The sequence below is a fragment of the Bacillus yapensis genome (genome assembly GCF_005280205.1).
Lineage (GTDB): Bacteria > Bacillota > Bacilli > Bacillales > Cytobacillaceae > Robertmurraya > Robertmurraya yapensis.
In genome coordinates this window covers 43697-58571 of the sequence record NZ_SUND01000013.1, presented here as the reverse complement: position 1 = coordinate 58571, position 14875 = coordinate 43697, and the positions used below count along the sequence as shown (strand labels likewise).

General features: G+C 38.6%; 17 protein-coding genes and 1 other annotated feature (1 of these 18 only partly in view). Of the genes, 1 reads left to right on the top strand and 16 read right to left on the bottom strand.

Annotated features, from left to right (window positions below; translation table 11 throughout):
- Positions 1-17: a binding site (T-box leader), on the bottom strand; it reaches 224 nt to the left of the window's first position.
- A 99-nt stretch (positions 18-116) separates the two neighbouring features.
- The 16 genes from FAR12_RS15580 to FAR12_RS15505 all read right to left on the bottom strand — a co-directional run bounded on the left by FAR12_RS15580 (position 117) and on the right by FAR12_RS15505 (position 13921).
- Complete coding sequence (locus FAR12_RS15580; protein WP_126409698.1) at positions 117-737, bottom strand: class I SAM-dependent methyltransferase; 621 nt, start codon at positions 735-737, stop codon at positions 117-119.
- Between the two features lie 556 nt (positions 738-1293).
- Positions 1294-2151, bottom strand: coding sequence for a PhnE/PtxC family ABC transporter permease (locus FAR12_RS15575; protein WP_126409697.1), 858 nt, complete (start codon positions 2149-2151; stop codon positions 1294-1296).
- Positions 2151-2936, bottom strand: a complete 786-nt coding sequence (locus FAR12_RS15570; RefSeq protein WP_126409696.1) for a PhnE/PtxC family ABC transporter permease — start codon at positions 2934-2936, stop codon at positions 2151-2153. Before FAR12_RS15570 ends, FAR12_RS15575 begins: the two co-directional genes overlap by 1 nt.
- On the bottom strand, positions 2926-3714 hold the full coding sequence (gene phnC / locus FAR12_RS15565) for a phosphonate ABC transporter ATP-binding protein (protein WP_126409695.1): 789 nt from the start codon (positions 3712-3714) through the stop codon (positions 2926-2928). Before phnC ends, FAR12_RS15570 begins: the two co-directional genes overlap by 11 nt.
- A gap of 24 nt (positions 3715-3738) precedes the next feature.
- Positions 3739-4782, bottom strand: a complete 1044-nt coding sequence (phnD, locus tag FAR12_RS15560; RefSeq protein ID WP_126409694.1) for a phosphate/phosphite/phosphonate ABC transporter substrate-binding protein — start codon at positions 4780-4782, stop codon at positions 3739-3741.
- A 111-nt stretch (positions 4783-4893) separates the two neighbouring features.
- Positions 4894-5589 carry a phosphonate C-P lyase system protein PhnL gene (locus FAR12_RS15555; protein ID WP_126409693.1) on the bottom strand — a complete coding sequence of 232 codons (696 nt, stop codon included), beginning with the start codon at positions 5587-5589 and terminating at the stop codon, positions 4894-4896.
- Positions 5590-5619: 30 nt separating this feature from the next.
- Complete coding sequence (gene phnM, locus FAR12_RS15550; protein WP_126409692.1) at positions 5620-6798, bottom strand: phosphonate metabolism protein PhnM; 1179 nt, start codon at positions 6796-6798, stop codon at positions 5620-5622.
- Positions 6799-6828: 30 nt separating this feature from the next.
- Complete coding sequence (locus FAR12_RS15545) at positions 6829-7674, bottom strand: ATP-binding cassette domain-containing protein (RefSeq protein ID WP_126409691.1); 846 nt, start codon at positions 7672-7674, stop codon at positions 6829-6831.
- Entirely contained in the window at positions 7675-8520 is an 846-nt protein-coding gene (locus FAR12_RS15540; protein ID WP_126409690.1) for an alpha-D-ribose 1-methylphosphonate 5-phosphate C-P-lyase PhnJ, read from the bottom strand. It abuts the gene before it with no gap.
- Positions 8520-9635: a carbon-phosphorus lyase complex subunit PhnI gene (locus tag FAR12_RS15535; protein WP_126409689.1), complete on the bottom strand. Its 1116-nt coding sequence runs from the start codon at positions 9633-9635 to the stop codon at positions 8520-8522. Before FAR12_RS15535 ends, FAR12_RS15540 begins: the two co-directional genes overlap by 1 nt.
- On the bottom strand, positions 9635-10240 hold the full coding sequence (gene phnH, locus FAR12_RS15530) for a phosphonate C-P lyase system protein PhnH (RefSeq protein WP_126409688.1): 606 nt from the start codon (positions 10238-10240) through the stop codon (positions 9635-9637). The genes FAR12_RS15535 and phnH overlap by 1 nt, the downstream gene beginning before the upstream one ends.
- Before the next feature lie 14 nt (positions 10241-10254).
- Positions 10255-10680: a phosphonate C-P lyase system protein PhnG gene (gene phnG / locus FAR12_RS15525; RefSeq protein WP_126409687.1), complete on the bottom strand. Its 426-nt coding sequence runs from the start codon at positions 10678-10680 to the stop codon at positions 10255-10257.
- A gap of 306 nt (positions 10681-10986) precedes the next feature.
- Positions 10987-11304 carry a DMT family transporter gene (locus tag FAR12_RS15520; protein ID WP_126409686.1) on the bottom strand — a complete coding sequence of 106 codons (318 nt, stop codon included), beginning with the start codon at positions 11302-11304 and terminating at the stop codon, positions 10987-10989.
- Positions 11304-11654 carry a DMT family transporter gene (locus tag FAR12_RS15515; protein ID WP_126409685.1) on the bottom strand — a complete coding sequence of 117 codons (351 nt, stop codon included), beginning with the start codon at positions 11652-11654 and terminating at the stop codon, positions 11304-11306. The genes FAR12_RS15520 and FAR12_RS15515 overlap by 1 nt, the downstream gene beginning before the upstream one ends.
- 473 nt (positions 11655-12127) lie before the next feature.
- Entirely contained in the window at positions 12128-12829 is a 702-nt protein-coding gene (locus FAR12_RS15510) for a GntR family transcriptional regulator (protein WP_126409684.1), read from the bottom strand.
- Between the two features lie 324 nt (positions 12830-13153).
- Positions 13154-13921: a MerR family transcriptional regulator gene (locus FAR12_RS15505; protein WP_126409683.1), complete on the bottom strand. Its 768-nt coding sequence runs from the start codon at positions 13919-13921 to the stop codon at positions 13154-13156.
- Positions 13922-14292: 371 nt separating this feature from the next.
- On the opposite strand from FAR12_RS15505, the gene FAR12_RS15500 reads away from it, so the two are divergent.
- A complete protein-coding gene (locus tag FAR12_RS15500) occupies positions 14293-14742 on the top strand; it encodes an SRPBCC family protein (protein WP_126409815.1) in 450 nt (149 codons plus the stop codon).
- The last annotated feature ends 133 nt before the right edge of the window (positions 14743-14875 follow it).

The window sequence follows — 14875 nt, the reverse complement described above, 5'->3', positions numbered from 1 at the left end:
CTCTTCATAGATTTTATAATTTTGTTTATATTATCACCTTTTGTTAGCAATTACAATATTTTTCCAAATTTTTTTAAGAACTCACTAGCTTCTTCCCTCACCAATGGACTTCTATATTAGACAGAATCAATCTTCGAAGGTTTCGCCAATATTAAATAGACGATTTCCGACCAATAACGCTCGATATGTTCAATCTTAAGACTAGACTCCTCCAACATCTTATTGATATTTCTATTACAATGACATCCGGATATTTTAGTATGAAGTGGATCAATCACTTTTTGGGTAAATGAAAGAAATGGATTAGAGCTCAGACCATGTTCCAATAACAACACACTCCCATCTTTACGGCACCACTTATTAAACTTATTTAATATTTTGATTGGGTCAGGATAACTGCAAAGTGAAAGGGTTGATACAATGCAATCAAATGTATTTTCTTCTAGGATCAACTCATCTATATCTTCTTGTATAAATTCTGCGGTTACTTGATAGATTGATGCTGATCTTTTGGCACTCTTAATCATCTCTGAGCTGAAATCAACCCCCATTATCTCCACACTATTCCTATCATAGTAGGGAAAGTTCGCTCCAGCTCCGACTCCAACCTCTAGAACTTTTCCATAAGCGTTTTTGATTATTCTATTTCTCAGACCATTAAGCCTTTGATTTTTAGAATTACTTTCATACATTTTTACCTGTTTATCATATTTTTTAATTAATTTTTCTTTTTTCATCAACTCACCCTCCAAAACTACAACTTTTTTCCACGCATAGATCAATCACATATAGAATTGTTAAATTGTTATGCACCCAAACAGCACCTTTAATACAGTTAATTCAACAAATTAGGCATTAATCCTGTCATTAAGGCGAAAAAGAATCGCATGATACTAAGATTGAAAAGTTAATAGGAAGGTGTTAGGAATGTGTATCAACTTCGTCTTAAGCATATAAAAGTGGTAAGCATATTCAAGATGTAGCAGGTATACAAGCTCCTGGTAGTTACATAACACTAGGTTAAGATACTTCATTTAAATTTCGGTAGTACCAAATTTTTCGAAATTCAAGAAGGTAACATTCATTGGTTTTTTAACTGGTTGTACAGACCCATATAAGGACCAGCAAAACGAACCAAAACTTTAAACACCTGCTGAGGATAGAACTACAGAAGAAAATAACGAAGAATACAGAGAATTTATAATTATAAAGAGTTGTCTCATAAAGCGAGAACAACTCTTCTGGACTTCTAAAGAATCTTTTTATCGTGGGAGAACATCTTCCCTTCAACTTTTATCCATTCACCCTAAGCTTCTTCTTAAACTTTGTCGCAAAGACCTCTAACAAAATGGCAATTGCTAAAATAAAGTACGTAATCGTACCGATTTCTCTGATATCCAAGTAGAAATTACTTGCCATGAACATGTCGAAACCGATTCCGCCTGCACCTGCTGCCGCTCCCATCGCTACGGCGACTGCGAAGTTAATTTCAAAGCGCAAGAATGTCCAGGAAATCATGTAAGTGAGTGAAGATGGAATGACAGCTTGAAAAATGATTTGCCAAAAGCTCGCTCCACTTGCTTGAAGGGCTTCAATGACGCCATTATCCAGTTCCTCAAAAGACTCGGAATAAGCCTTTACTAAATAACTAACAGAATGAAATGTCATCCCGATGACCGCTGCCACACTACCAAGACCAGCTGCAACCGCAAAGATGAGCACCCATAAAACGGTTGGAACCGCTCTAATAAAAGCAACAATCCCTTTAATCACTGCAGATACTCGCTTCGAAGTTAAATTTTCGGCTGCCAATAAGCCTAAGAAGACAGCAATAATTGCCCCAAATATCGTCGTTAAAAACGCGAGGCCCAGTGTAATCAAGACCTGATAGAACGCATGGGTAAAAGTGAAATGATTAAAATGCGCTTCAAAAAACATCGCTTTTATATTCGCGAATGTCGCCAGTATTGCTTCACCAAAATCAATCTCTTTATAATCAAAACTAAAAAAGGCATATACCGTTAGGAACGCTAGGGCAAGAAGAGTGATTCGAATGGCAATCGTTGATTTTGTTAAGATTTTAATTTTGATCGGCTTAGATGGAGACTCAAGCATCGGCTCACCCGATACGACTTGTTCATTGGCTTCCATTAGAGAATCACCCTCCTTACATAATTCGATATGGATTCGATCAAAAGAATCGAGATGATGATAGTAACGACCACAAGTGACGCGATATCGTAATTCAAGCTTTTATAATACAGATTAAAAGTAAAGCCAATCCCTGAACCGGTCAGCAATCCAATTAATGTCGCACTACGGATATTCGTTTCAATCATAAAGAGAACCCAGCTCAGCATTTGCGGTACACTTGATGGAATCACCGATTGAAAAATAATAGATGCATAATTGGCACCCGTCGCTCTTAATGCTTCAACCGAACCTCCACTGACCTCATCAATCGTTTCCACAAAAGCCCGCGTTAAGAATCCAAAGGAACCGAAGAACAACGCAAAATAACCAGTCAATGAGCTTTGTCCAAAGGAAAAGAGCAAGATTAATGCCCACGCTGCAACATCAATATTTCGAAAAAGCGTTGCGATTGCACGACTGATGCTTCCGAAAAAGGCATTCACTCTCGTCGTATTCGAACCCATAAGCGCAAAAAACAATGCAAACACGGCACCAATTGATGTAGCCGCAATCGAAACGAGCAACGTTTCAATAAGGCTACTCAAAATATCTGGAAGCTTCACCAAAGACTCTTGTGTCGGGTAAAAATTCCCTAATGCCCATGTCACCGCTCGAGGAAGGGATTCGAATCCTTTTACAATATCGTACTCTGTGATGATAATGGCACCGACCGTAATTGCAGCTAGAATGGCAAAGAACCCGATCGAATTTCTTCTTTTTTTGGCAAAGAAATCAGCTTGCATGGATGCCTCCTATGTCAAAGATGAGGTCTTCAGCTTCCGAACCGTAAATACGCTGAATATCATCCTTTGTAATGTCTTTCGGAGTACCATTAAATACAACCTGTCCATGGTTAATTCCGATCACTCTATCCGAATACTTTAACGCCACATCCACTTGGTGCAGATTCACCAATACGGTAATGCCCATCGTTGTAGAAATATTACGAAGATGATCCATAATGACCTTTGCTGAGTTCGGGTCGAGTGAAGCAATCGGTTCATCACAAAGCATCATCCGTGGATTTTGAATCAAGGCACGTGCGATCCCAACGCGCTGCTTTTGACCACCACTCAATTGATCCGCCCGCTTGTATATATGCTCAACTAGGCCCAGCGTCGATAAAATTTTAACGGCCTGTTCCTTCTCCTCTTGGTTATAGAGACCTAGAGCTCCGGCAATGGTGGATTTCTTTCCAAGATTTCCATGAAGGGTATTTTCAATCACACTCAAACGATTCACTAAATTGTAGTGTTGAAAAATCATCCCGATTTTCGTACGGACCATTTTAAGCTCTTTCTTCTTCAAATTCATCACGTTCATGTTATCAAAGATGATTTCTCCGTTTGATGCATCAATCATTCGATTGATACAGCGAAGGAGAGTTGATTTCCCCGCTCCAGATGGACCGATGATTGATACAAACTCTCCTTCACTGACGGAGAAGTTAACATCTGATAACGCCTTTGTCTCATTTCCAAATTGCTTGGACACATGATTGACTTCTAAAAGGGGTGTCATAGGTTAACTCTCCTTATATCCATGTTATTTTGAAAGCTCACGAATCGGATCGAACCACTCGTCCTCTACTTCAACTAAGCGCTCATCCGCTGTCTTCTTAAATAATCCTGAGAACTCAGAATCCTCTGGTACAAATACTTTTTCATTGTTCGTAATGTCATCTGAAGTCATGATTTCAAGAAGCTCTGCTCGTAAGTCTTCACTGATATTATCTGTATTGATAACAAATGGTGCATTCAATACTGGTGTTACAGAAATCAGTTGGAACTCTTTTCCTACAACTGTATTGAACGGTTCTGCTGCATCAGTCTTTACTTTATAAATCGCACCTGGTCTGTTAACATCACCTTCAGCTAGCTCTACATAGTTGTTCACACAAGTATCACAGAATGCAGCTACATCCGCTTTTCCTGATAAAAGGTTCACTGCAGAACCTTGGTGAGAACCACCGTATAGAACTTCACTGAAGAATTTGTCGTCGCCACCTTCTAGTAAATCTTCAGCTGTTAAATCTTTAAAATCATCTTTTTGGCTGAAGTATTCTACGATTCCAGTAGAAGGAACTTTAAAGCCAGAAGTTGAGCTATTCGATACAAATGAGAATTTCTTTCCTTGAATGTTATCAATCGCAAACTCTTCGCCATCTTTGTATTCATCTACATTATCTTTTTCAACAGCTAACCAGCTATAGTAAACAGCATCCTCTAATGTACCTGACGCACCTGTTGGTACGACTAAAGGTTCAACCTTATCATTTTTGTTTTTTGCTTCGATATAACCTTGTGCTCCTAAGAACGCCATGTCTGCATTTCCGTTGGCAACAGCTTCAATTGCCACAATATAGTCAGTAGTTGTTTGATGCTCTACTTCTTTACCAGTCTTCTCTTCGATTACTTTCCCAATCGCATCACGCGCTTCTGTTAAATCAGCACCAGATTCATTTGGAAGCCATGCAATCGTAATCGTGGCTTTGTCTTCCCCCGAGCTTCCTTCAGAATTCGCTGATGATGAACAACCTGCAACAAATAGGATTACTAGTGATAGTAAAAATAAGAAAGATTTCTTCATTATGAATCTCCTCGCCTTATATTTTTTTTACCCTCATTACTATATCTACTAAATGTCAATTCACTATTAATGAAGCATTAATTTTTGTAAAGTATTGGTAAAAATAGGAGTTTAAGAGAATACACCATTTTGCATATTGTACTCTCGATTGACTAGATGATTCATAAACTCCAGATCGTGGAAGATTCCTAGCATCGTTGTTCCTTCGTTCATCAGCTGTTCAATGAGAAGCTTCACCTTCATTTTCGAGTCATGATCGAGACTCGCAGTTGGCTCATCTAAGAGAAGCAAACGTGGCTTCTTCACCATTGCTCTCGCAATATTGAGTCTTAGCTTTTCCCCACCGGAAAAAGTCGTTGGGTAACTATCCCAGAGCTCTTGGTCCAATTCAAAATGAGCTAAAATCTTTTCTGTTTCTTTTTCTGCGAAACTCTTACTTTCACCCATTTCAAGAATCGCCTGTTGTACAAGCTGTCTTGCCGTCGTTCTAGGCATGACATTCAAAAATTGGGACACATATCCAATTTCATGTTTCCTTAAGTAGAGCATTTGGCGTTCGGAGGCATCAGCCAAATTGATGCGGCCAAATTTTTTCGAATGGTACCAAATACCCCCTTGCTGGATCCGGTAAGCCCCATAGATGCATTTTAAAATCGTTGACTTTCCACTTCCGCTTTTTCCGGTGATTCCGACAAATTCGCCTTCATTTAGCTGGATATCCACATGACTGACGGCGCGGATATGTTTGCCGAGGTTATGGAGGTCAAACGATTTGGATAGATCCTTGATTTCTAATAGAGTTTCCACCTGCTCACCTGCTTTCTCTTGATTGGTAGATTAGATTCGATAGTTTGTCTTTTGAATGAGCTTCCCATCGACAAAGACACCTGTAATGACAGGAAAGTCATCAGTAATCCGTTCAATGATTAGCAAATCAGCTTTTTTCCCTTCGCAAAGCGAGCCGATTTCATGATCCATTTTTACCGCTTTTGCAGGATTAATCGTCACTAGCTTCATCGTTTCTGCTAGGTCCATGTCATAGTTATCTAATAATGCAAAGATGGCGTGGAGCATCCCCGCAGGATAATAATCACTACACAAAATATCAATCGCTTGATTTTGAATCGCTTCTGCCGCCCCTAAATTCCCGCTGTGAGAACCGCCTAGAAGCACATTTGGAGCACCTGCAATCGTGTACATCCCAAGCTCTCTTGCTCTTTGAGCCACCTCCAGCGTAATCGGAAATTCACTAATCGTTGTACCGAAGCTTTTCACAAGTTCTAATTTTTCAATCGAATCGTCATCATGTGAGGCTACGGCAATTTGATGTTCATGGGCTAACTCTGCGATTTCCCTGATGTCTTCAATCGAAAGTTTTTCTTTCGTTTGGTGATTATGAATAAGCACATCAATAGACGCTTCACTAAGTTTGTTATAGCCCTTTATCGTTTTTCGATAGATTTCTAGATGACGATACTGGCCTTGCCCAGGCGTATGATCCATGAAGGAAACGAGATGAACTTTATTCTCACGAATATAATTTTTGAGATTATCAATTTCATCGACATTATCAATCTCAAATCTTGCATGAAATCGATGACGAACGAGATGCCTTGTTGTGTGGCTCTTATCGATTAAATCGATGAACTTTCGAACATTATCCGGCTCGCGGATTGGTTTGTAGTCATACTCTGTTCCTTTAAAAAGAGAAAGCGAATGAAACATCGTCGTAATTCCGTGCCCAATTAATTCTTTTTCCGTTTCTCTTAAGCTCAAATCAAAATTCATCAATGAAGTCGGTCTTGGCGCCGCCATATGCTCAATATAGTCCGAATGGATATCAATAAATCCAGGGGAAACATAGCCCCCAGCTGCATTAATAATCTCCATTCCCTCTTTAAATTTAATCTCACCTTTTGGTGCAATCTTTTTGATTCGATCTTCTTCTATTAAAAGATCATAACCATGCAACACGGTATCTTCGGTGATTAATCTACCATTTGTAATGACGTACAAAGTCCTTCCCCCTAAGCTTTTCCGAATAGTTTAAAGCAAAGAATGAACCAATTGCTGCGTATATGGATGCTGTGGATCCTCTAAGATTTGGTCAGTTAAGCCTTCTTCAATCACTTTTCCTTCTAGCATCACAAGTGTTCTGTCTGCGAGCATACGAATCACACCAAGGTCATGTGAGACAAGAACAATGCTAATGTTTAGTTCACGTTGCAGACTCTTGATTAAATCAAGAACACTTGCTTGAACAGACAGGTCAAGTCCAGTCGTCACTTCATCTAGCAAAAGTAAAGGTGGATTATTTGAAAGTGCCTTCGCGATTTGCACACGCTGCTGCATTCCGCCGGAAAATTTTTTCGGAGCTTCTTTCCTGCGGTGCACAGGGATATTCACCTTATTTAAAAGCTCGGTACCCCTTCCCTCCATCATCCCCACATGGTTGCTCCCTGCTGCAATGAGCTTTTCTGCAATATTACCAATCGAGGAAAAGTTCATTCTTAATCCTAGTAATGGGTTTTGATAGACTTTCCCCATAATGTGGTTACGAATGTATCGTTGCTGCTGAGATGATTCCTGAAAAAGGTTCTTTTCCCCATTTTCATAAGCACTAACAAAGGCTTCGCCATCCGTCACATCCTGGTCAAAATAAAGGCACTGCATCAAAGTCGATTTCCCACTGCCACTCTCCCCTACAATCCCTAGCACTTCTCCTGGAAACACATCAAAAGAAACATCGCGACAAGCGTAGACCGTTCCGCAAACCTGGCAATAGTTTTTCACTAGTGTCTCAGATTCTCCATTTTTACAATGCGGACAGCCAAGGCCAAACTGTTTATTTAAGTTCTTTACCGATAAAACTGGAACTTCAAATTCAGTCATTTATTTCACTCCAACCGCATTTAATTTTTCAAGACAATAGCTTGTATCGTTGCATTGATAGACCGTTTCATCTGTTGCTTCATCGACAAGCTCATCTAAAAATACGCCAGTCGAGCCACACAAGCGACACTCTTTGTCTTCAAAGGATTCTGGTTCAAAAGGAAAATCTTCAAAGTCTAGTGACACAACCTTTGTATACGGTGGAACAGCGTATACCTTCTTCTCACGACCAGCTCCTAGTAAAATAAGTGCTTCACTTTCATCCATTTTTGGATTATCGAAACGTGGAATCGGACTTGGAGCCATCACATAGCGATCATGTACAAGAACAGGATGGTCAGCCCCTGTCGTCATGCTGCCATATTTCATAATCTGCTCAAATAACATCAGCCACGCACCAGAGTATTCTTTTTCCGCATGGAACTTCTTCGTTTCACTTTCACTTGGCTCATAATAGCGAAGTGGTTCTGGAATTGGCACCTGCAGGATCAGAATCTGGTCTTTTGATAAAGACACTTCAGGAATTCTGTGTCTCGATTGAATCAGGGTCGCCTCTCTTGTTTCGTCGGTTGTTTCGACTCCCGTCGTATCGAAAACAAGCTTTTTGATATTGACCGCATTAACCGAATCATCAGAGCCTTGGTCGATGACCTTCAAGACATCATCCTTCCCGATAAGGGAGAGCGTTAGCTGCAATCCCCCAGTTCCCCAGCCTCTACCAATGGGCATTTCTCTAGAAGCAAATGGTACTTGATATCCCGGAATCGCAATCGCCTTTAAGGTTGCGCGGCGAATCTCCCGTTTTGAACCTTCGTCAAAAAAAGCAAAGTTATAGGCTGTGTTCATCAGCTATTCACCTCTTGTCTTTCCTCTTTTTTCGTCTTCCGCACGCTGTCGAGCTTCGATTGGAACGTGACATAATGAGGCATTTTCAAGTGCGAAATAAAGCCCGTCGACTCAACAGAATCAATATGATAAAGAACAAATTCTTCATTATGACTAGGAAACTCATTATTTGGATGTTCAAGACAGTTATCGAGAATTCCCATCGCAATCGCTTTTGTCTCATTTTGTCCGAAGCAAAGCCCATAGCCGATTTCAAACTCCATTTCCTTTTTGCCGTATTCTTTTTCAACACTTATCGGCATAAGCATTTCCGCTTCTGTTACTTGAACCTCGCCAATATAATAAGCGTCCTCATCATTTCCTTCTGATGTTGGATGATCAATCGTCACAGGCAATTTGCCAACACGTAGCTCGCCAACCGTTGGATGTAACGCCCCATAACCGCGAATAACCGCATACGCTAGTGATGTGACCGCACCGGTTTGCCCTCTTGTTAAAATCTGTAGCCTTTGGCTTCTAGTCGATGGAAACTCAAGACTTTCTCTTGTTACATCGTCCGGTACTTGATCGTTATTTTCACAAGGCGGAATTAAGCCTTCTTTTCGTAAATAATCAAGGACATTTGGAAGAGTAAGCTGACTTGCTTGCTCATCTACTTGGGCATCTTCATTCAGGTATTCATGTAGCCACTCCTGGACACTTTCATCCGTTTCCATCATTAACTGGAAATCGAGAAGGCGGTGGGTATAATCCGTTGTTGCCCCTAGAATCTGGCCTCCTGGAATGTCTTTGAAGCTAGCTGAAATACGTCGTTCCACCCTCATGTCACTTGATTCAATCACTCTAGAATAATGCTTTCGCGGAACGGTCGAACGGTACGCTCTTAACAAAAAGACCGCTTCTTCTGGATTTCCTTCTGCTTGTTTGATCGCTAGTGCCGCTAATGGCTCATCGTAGATACTACTTTCTGACATTACTTGATCGATGAGTCCTCTCATTCCTGCGTGGATCTTTTCAACTTCAATCGTTCTGCCTTGTTTTACTCTTTCAAATTTTAATCGCTTAATCGATTCCTCAATCGCAAGCGTTCCACCTTTAACAGCTACATATCCCATTAGACAATCACCCTATTTTCGGTAATTTGTGTTGTGCGTGGCAATGACAGTAGTTGATCCTGGTGATCAACAAACATCAATTCAATTCCAAGTGGATACTCTTTATTTTTCATTTGACGAGATTCTACCCATTTCTCGGTTGTTTCCACGTGTACGAACTCGACTGTATGAATTCCCGGTCCTTTTAGCTGAAGCATTGGTTCGTTTGACATCTTACTCACTTCCACAATGATAGTCGCAGAGGAGTGAGGATTTTTTAATGTTCCTGGTTTTGCTTTTTCAATTGCAGTAGCTAGTGTCCCTACCCCTGCATCTTGAAGGATTAAAATGTAATCTGCATCCTCTGTTTCGACTGGCTTTGCATATGTTAATTGATTTATTATTTTTGTGATGGCTGCTTCTTTTTCAGAAATCACTTTAAAGGTAACTTCCTGATCAAATAAGGTTAAGGCCAATAATAAAATCGAGGCAGGACATTCATGGTTCCCCTCTTCCTTGACGATGCACGCTTCCTTCGTTAATTCAGATAGTTGCCCTGGTCTTGCAGAAGCATCCACTATTTTTCGGTAAACGGATTGCAAATCGTGAACGATATCTAGCTTCACTATTAATCCCCTCCTCAAGATACATCCATGGTTTCAAAGTTGACTTTTGTTTTTAAAATAGATTGATTCTCTGCTGCTTTTGCTTTCATGATGTTTTGTTCTTCTTGTTCGAGGAGCTGGCTCCATTCCTTTGTTTCTGGAAAGTTTGCTTCGTATGCCGCATCAATGACTGCGAGATTACAAGCTAAATCTGGTTGGTCACCTGTTACGATACCGATTCCGATGGCTCCATTGATTTGAACTTTGCATTCGGTGACGAGTACTTCGCCTGGATAGAACAGATTTTTTTTAGATGTTTCTCGTACTTTCATCATGACTAAACCATTTTCGGGCTCTTGAATGACTCTCACGTCGTAGTGTTCGGTGATTGTCTTCGCCAATGTTTCTGCTAGCATTTGAGAGCCGTTGATTAAGATTTCAGTTCTTCGTCTTCTTTTCATCGATAGGCCTCCGTGCATTTCGTTTGTTTTTACTCTTTTACTGTATCTTGTTGCCAAGTGAGCGCACGTAAAAGAACGGTGAAGTTTGTTTGGGTTTTGTAAAGAAGGTGTTAATGATTTTTGAGAAAAAAAATAGGCTACCAATTATTTTTGGTAAGCCCTTTTCTTTTGCTATATACAAGGAAGTAAAATGAGGATCGTTATTCGGAAATGCATTAGCTCTTCTATTAGTTAATAATTAATTGAATTATCTTATGAAAGTTTAGTTTCATCTTTTTCAAGGTTGGAGATCACTTTGTCATTCCACTACTCAAGGAACTTCAATATGGTCACTGCCCCAATAACACCGAGAATGCACAGGAGTCGTAATGGATTACGTGATTCCTGAAAGAAAAGCATACCAACGATGGCGGCCCCAACAGTCCCAATACCAGTCCATACCGCGTAAGCTGTCGCCAAAGGTATCCATTCCATGACCTGTAGCAGTATTTGAAAACTAACGATGAAACCGCCGTAAAGCATGATGTTATTTAATAAGTTATTTTCTTCTGCTGTTCTCTTAATACCAATAACACCGATTACTTCGAAAAGACCAGCAATTACAAGTAGAGTCCATTCGAACATCAAACTTTTCCTCCCTTCGAAGTAGTTTTAAGACCGATTATACATAGCAACAAGAACAGAATTACCACTACTTTTAGTGGGAGAATTCCACCTTCCATTACACCCTCAACAACCGTTGTGCCGATTGTTCCCATCCCAGCGAACACCGCATACACTGTGCCAATCGGTATAACTGTAGCTGCACGTATTATAAGATCAAAACTAACGAGCAGGGCTATCAGCACTATTAGCGACGGAATCGCTTCGTATTTAAAACCAGTAGCCCAAACGATTTCTAGCCCCCCGCCAAGGAGGACATATAGCCAAGCTCGATTAACGCTTAGGCTCTTTTTCTCTTTTTCCACCCGCATTACCACCTTTATGCAAACTTTGGATATATCATTTTAGATGAATGAAGTTATTCAATATAACCCTTCACAGGGTCTTATTCATCCATTTTAAACTTGATTGTAAAAACCAAAAATTTAATATAGCTTTGCAATTTTTATAGTGTTATTCTCCATAAAAATCCTATTTTTTTTACAATTGTTAACCTTTGTTTAACACATCTCTTTGGTAATATTACCATAATATTATTCTCAAAAATGCTAAAAGCAGTGCGATTTCACTTACGAAATCCACTGCTCTTATACTTTTTATATTTTCTCTATACCGATAACCAAATAGAGAACAGCTTAATAGGTTGGTGAACTATATTAGCTTTCTTACTTGAAGTTTAATTCCGTTCTAGGTACTCATTTATCGCGACTATGAGAGCTCCCTCCTGAATCTCTTACCCTTAGTTTCAATCAACATGCCACTAGGAACTTTACACAACCCAAATTTATATTAAATAAGTGAAACAGTCGCTTCGATAGATATTTCTTGAGTATTCTAGGATTTTACCTGTTTTTTTGTCGACGCAGCCTGATTCTAGTTGTAGGAGTGGAACTAGAATAGGACATTTTAGTATGTCTCTTTCCCTTTTATTAGGAAATACAACACTTAGTTGGCTTCGCATCGTTTCAAAGTCTGTATATCCTTGTTCATGATAATACTGAAAAATCGAGGTAATGGCTTCTCCTTCTTGTTCGATATTTTCAAATGTTGATTGAGATAAATACGATGTGTGGACTGCGATTGGACAGTCTTCCACAATTCTCAAGCGACTTATTTTATAGACAGACTCACCGTTTTTTGCCTGTAATGCATGATAAATAGAGGAATCATAGTTGATGATTTCACTCGCTATATTCTTCGTTTCAAACTCATAGTTTAGCTCTCTCATTTTTTCACTAAAACTAACGTCTCCCGTTAGAATGAGCGGAATTTGCAGCTTCTGATTTTGAACATAGCTTCCTTTCCCTTGTTTGGAAAAAATATAGCCGAGCTCCTGCAGACGTTCATATGCCTTTCGAACAACCATTCTTGGCACTTGATAAAAATCTGCCATTTCATTTTCCGACGGTAGCTTGTCATTAGGTTTATAGTTACCTGCCCGTATTTCCGAAATCAGTCTATCCACCAACAATGCTTTTTCAGACAATTCGACTTTGCCCCCTTCGACCAATCTAAGTTGAGTATATCCTTTGAATATAAATAAACTGTTTCAACTTTGTAAATTTCGTAAATTCAAACCATATTGAAAAGCTCTAAACTTAGGATTAAGGGTTTAGTCTTGAAGTGTTTTTTTAAACACACCAAAGCGACAGTGATTTTGACATCACAAAATGGCATATAAAAAAACAAAACTCGCCACAATAGTTATATAAAAAAAGTACGCTTATTCAACAATCGCGCACTTTAATAGAAAATCAATCGTTTTATTTTAATAAAGTTATACCATCTGAAATTTAAAGGTTAAACCTTTCTATTCCAACTCTTCTTGCTTCATATAAAATTCCATTGCTTGATTAAGCCAATTTTGTTCATCTTCTGTGAAGGGAGAAGGTGCCATGTTTTCAAGTTCTTGAATATCGAGCTCTTCTATATTAGTATCAGCCAGTTTTTGTATCAAATCCTCACCAAGAAATGAAAAGGATGCTTCTAAATAGGTCTTTATCATACCTTGTACTTTTGGGTCATCTACAGATTTTCCATATAATTGTTTTACTTCTTTAGACAAATGAATAAACGTTTTATCTAAAGCGATTTTATCTTCTTCTGGTTTTTTTGTTAATTCTTCCACGACCTCCGTTAACATATGACTTTCCATCCATTCTTCTTCTATATACTCAGTTCGCATACCGTGAATTAAACTAAATAACAAGGCACTATCCACTTCCCCTTCTTCCTTGACTAACTTAATTACCCTTTTAATGGATTTTATTGATTGTTCAATTTGTTCTTTTTCTTTGTCTAAAGCTTGCAAATGAAGAGACAAACTTTCATTCAAATCGACAGTAAAACTTGATTCATATAACAAATTAGCGATTTTATCTAGACTATACCCTAGAAATTTTAGACTTAGAATTTTTTGTAAGGTTATTATATCTTGGTAATTGTAAATACGGTGTCCTGAAGAAGGATTTTTTTCTGGGCGTAATATCCCAATTTCATCATAGTAATGTAAAGTTGGAATAGATATTCCTGTCTTTTCTGAAAATTCACCAATGGAAAACTTGTGATTCTTATTCATCAAAATTCCCCCTATTAGTAGTATAAATTCATTATAAAACCTCAAGTAGCTAGAGGTTCAAGGGGCAAATTTGAAAAATAATATATTTTCCACTATCCCGGTAATCCCATAATCCTTATTCCATTTAACGGCTCGATTGTTGAACAAGTAAAAATTATTTCTTCATCTAATCTGCCTCTAAAGCTAAATAAAGAATTTCAATAAGGGAGAATATTCCCCTCAATGAATCAACAGAACCCTATAGTTGAAAAGAGATTATACTTTCTGATTCTTTTAAATAATGTTACTATTTTTAGAGTAAGTGTAATAATTTTTCAAAAGGAGAGGTTTCTTTGACAAATATCACAAATAAAAAAGCTATTATTAAAGAGATGACAATTAATGCACCATTAAATTTAGTATGGTTTGCCTGGACAATTTCTGAAAGAGTTTCTGAATGGTTTGCACCTGAAACTGTAGTAGAACCTGTGGAAGGTGGTGCATATGAACTTTATTTTATACCTGGTAATAGTGAGGCTATGAATACTAAGGGTTGTAAAATTACGAAACTTATAGATAAAAAAGAGCTACATTTCACTTGGAAAGGGCCAGATCAATTTGAGACATTAATGAACAATGAAAACGAGTTAACAAATGTTAAAGTAAGTTTTGAATCAATCAATGATAATTCTACTAAAGTGATTGTTGAACATAGTGGATTTACTGAAAATGAAGATTGGACTGAAGCGATTAACTGGCATCAGATGGCTTGGTCAGGAGTTCTGGATAGTCTAAAATCTGCTCTCGAAAAGGGTGAAGGAATTCTTTGTTGCCAACCCTAAAATATTATAGATCATTAATTCAACGTTAAAAAGCATACCCTTCTATTGGGTTATGCTTTCATTTTGTTATCGACTATCCTGCTTCTTTAGCACAATAACTTCAAAAAAAGTAAGTGATAATCCTTCTTGGACT

Excerpts from the sequence above, each read along its gene's own strand:
- FAR12_RS15580 (WP_126409698.1), bottom strand. The coding sequence starts at position 737 with ATGAAAAAAGAAAAATTAATTAAAAAATATGATAAACAGGTAAAAATG.
- phnG (WP_126409687.1), bottom strand. The coding sequence starts at position 10,680 with ATGAAAAGAAGACGAAGAACTGAAATCTTAATCAACGGCTCTCAAATG.
- FAR12_RS15500 (WP_126409815.1), top strand. The coding sequence starts at position 14,293 with ATGACAATTAATGCACCATTAAATTTAGTATGGTTTGCCTGGACAATT.
- FAR12_RS15575 (WP_126409697.1), bottom strand. The coding sequence starts at position 2,151 with ATGGAAGCCAATGAACAAGTCGTATCGGGTGAGCCGATGCTTGAGTCT.
- phnC (WP_126409695.1), bottom strand. The coding sequence starts at position 3,714 with ATGACACCCCTTTTAGAAGTCAATCATGTGTCCAAGCAATTTGGAAAT.
- phnD (WP_126409694.1), bottom strand. The coding sequence starts at position 4,782 with ATGAAGAAATCTTTCTTATTTTTACTATCACTAGTAATCCTATTTGTT.
- FAR12_RS15535 (WP_126409689.1), bottom strand. The coding sequence starts at position 9,635 with ATGGGATATGTAGCTGTTAAAGGTGGAACGCTTGCGATTGAGGAATCG.
- FAR12_RS15505 (WP_126409683.1), bottom strand. The coding sequence starts at position 13,921 with ATGAATAAGAATCACAAGTTTTCCATTGGTGAATTTTCAGAAAAGACA.
- FAR12_RS15545 (WP_126409691.1), bottom strand. The coding sequence starts at position 7,674 with ATGACTGAATTTGAAGTTCCAGTTTTATCGGTAAAGAACTTAAATAAA.
- FAR12_RS15570 (WP_126409696.1), bottom strand. The coding sequence starts at position 2,936 with ATGCAAGCTGATTTCTTTGCCAAAAAAAGAAGAAATTCGATCGGGTTC.
- FAR12_RS15540 (WP_126409690.1), bottom strand. The coding sequence starts at position 8,520 with ATGAACACAGCCTATAACTTTGCTTTTTTTGACGAAGGTTCAAAACGG.
- FAR12_RS15520 (WP_126409686.1), bottom strand. The coding sequence starts at position 11,304 with ATGTTCGAATGGACTCTACTTGTAATTGCTGGTCTTTTCGAAGTAATC.
- FAR12_RS15515 (WP_126409685.1), bottom strand. The coding sequence starts at position 11,654 with ATGCGGGTGGAAAAAGAGAAAAAGAGCCTAAGCGTTAATCGAGCTTGG.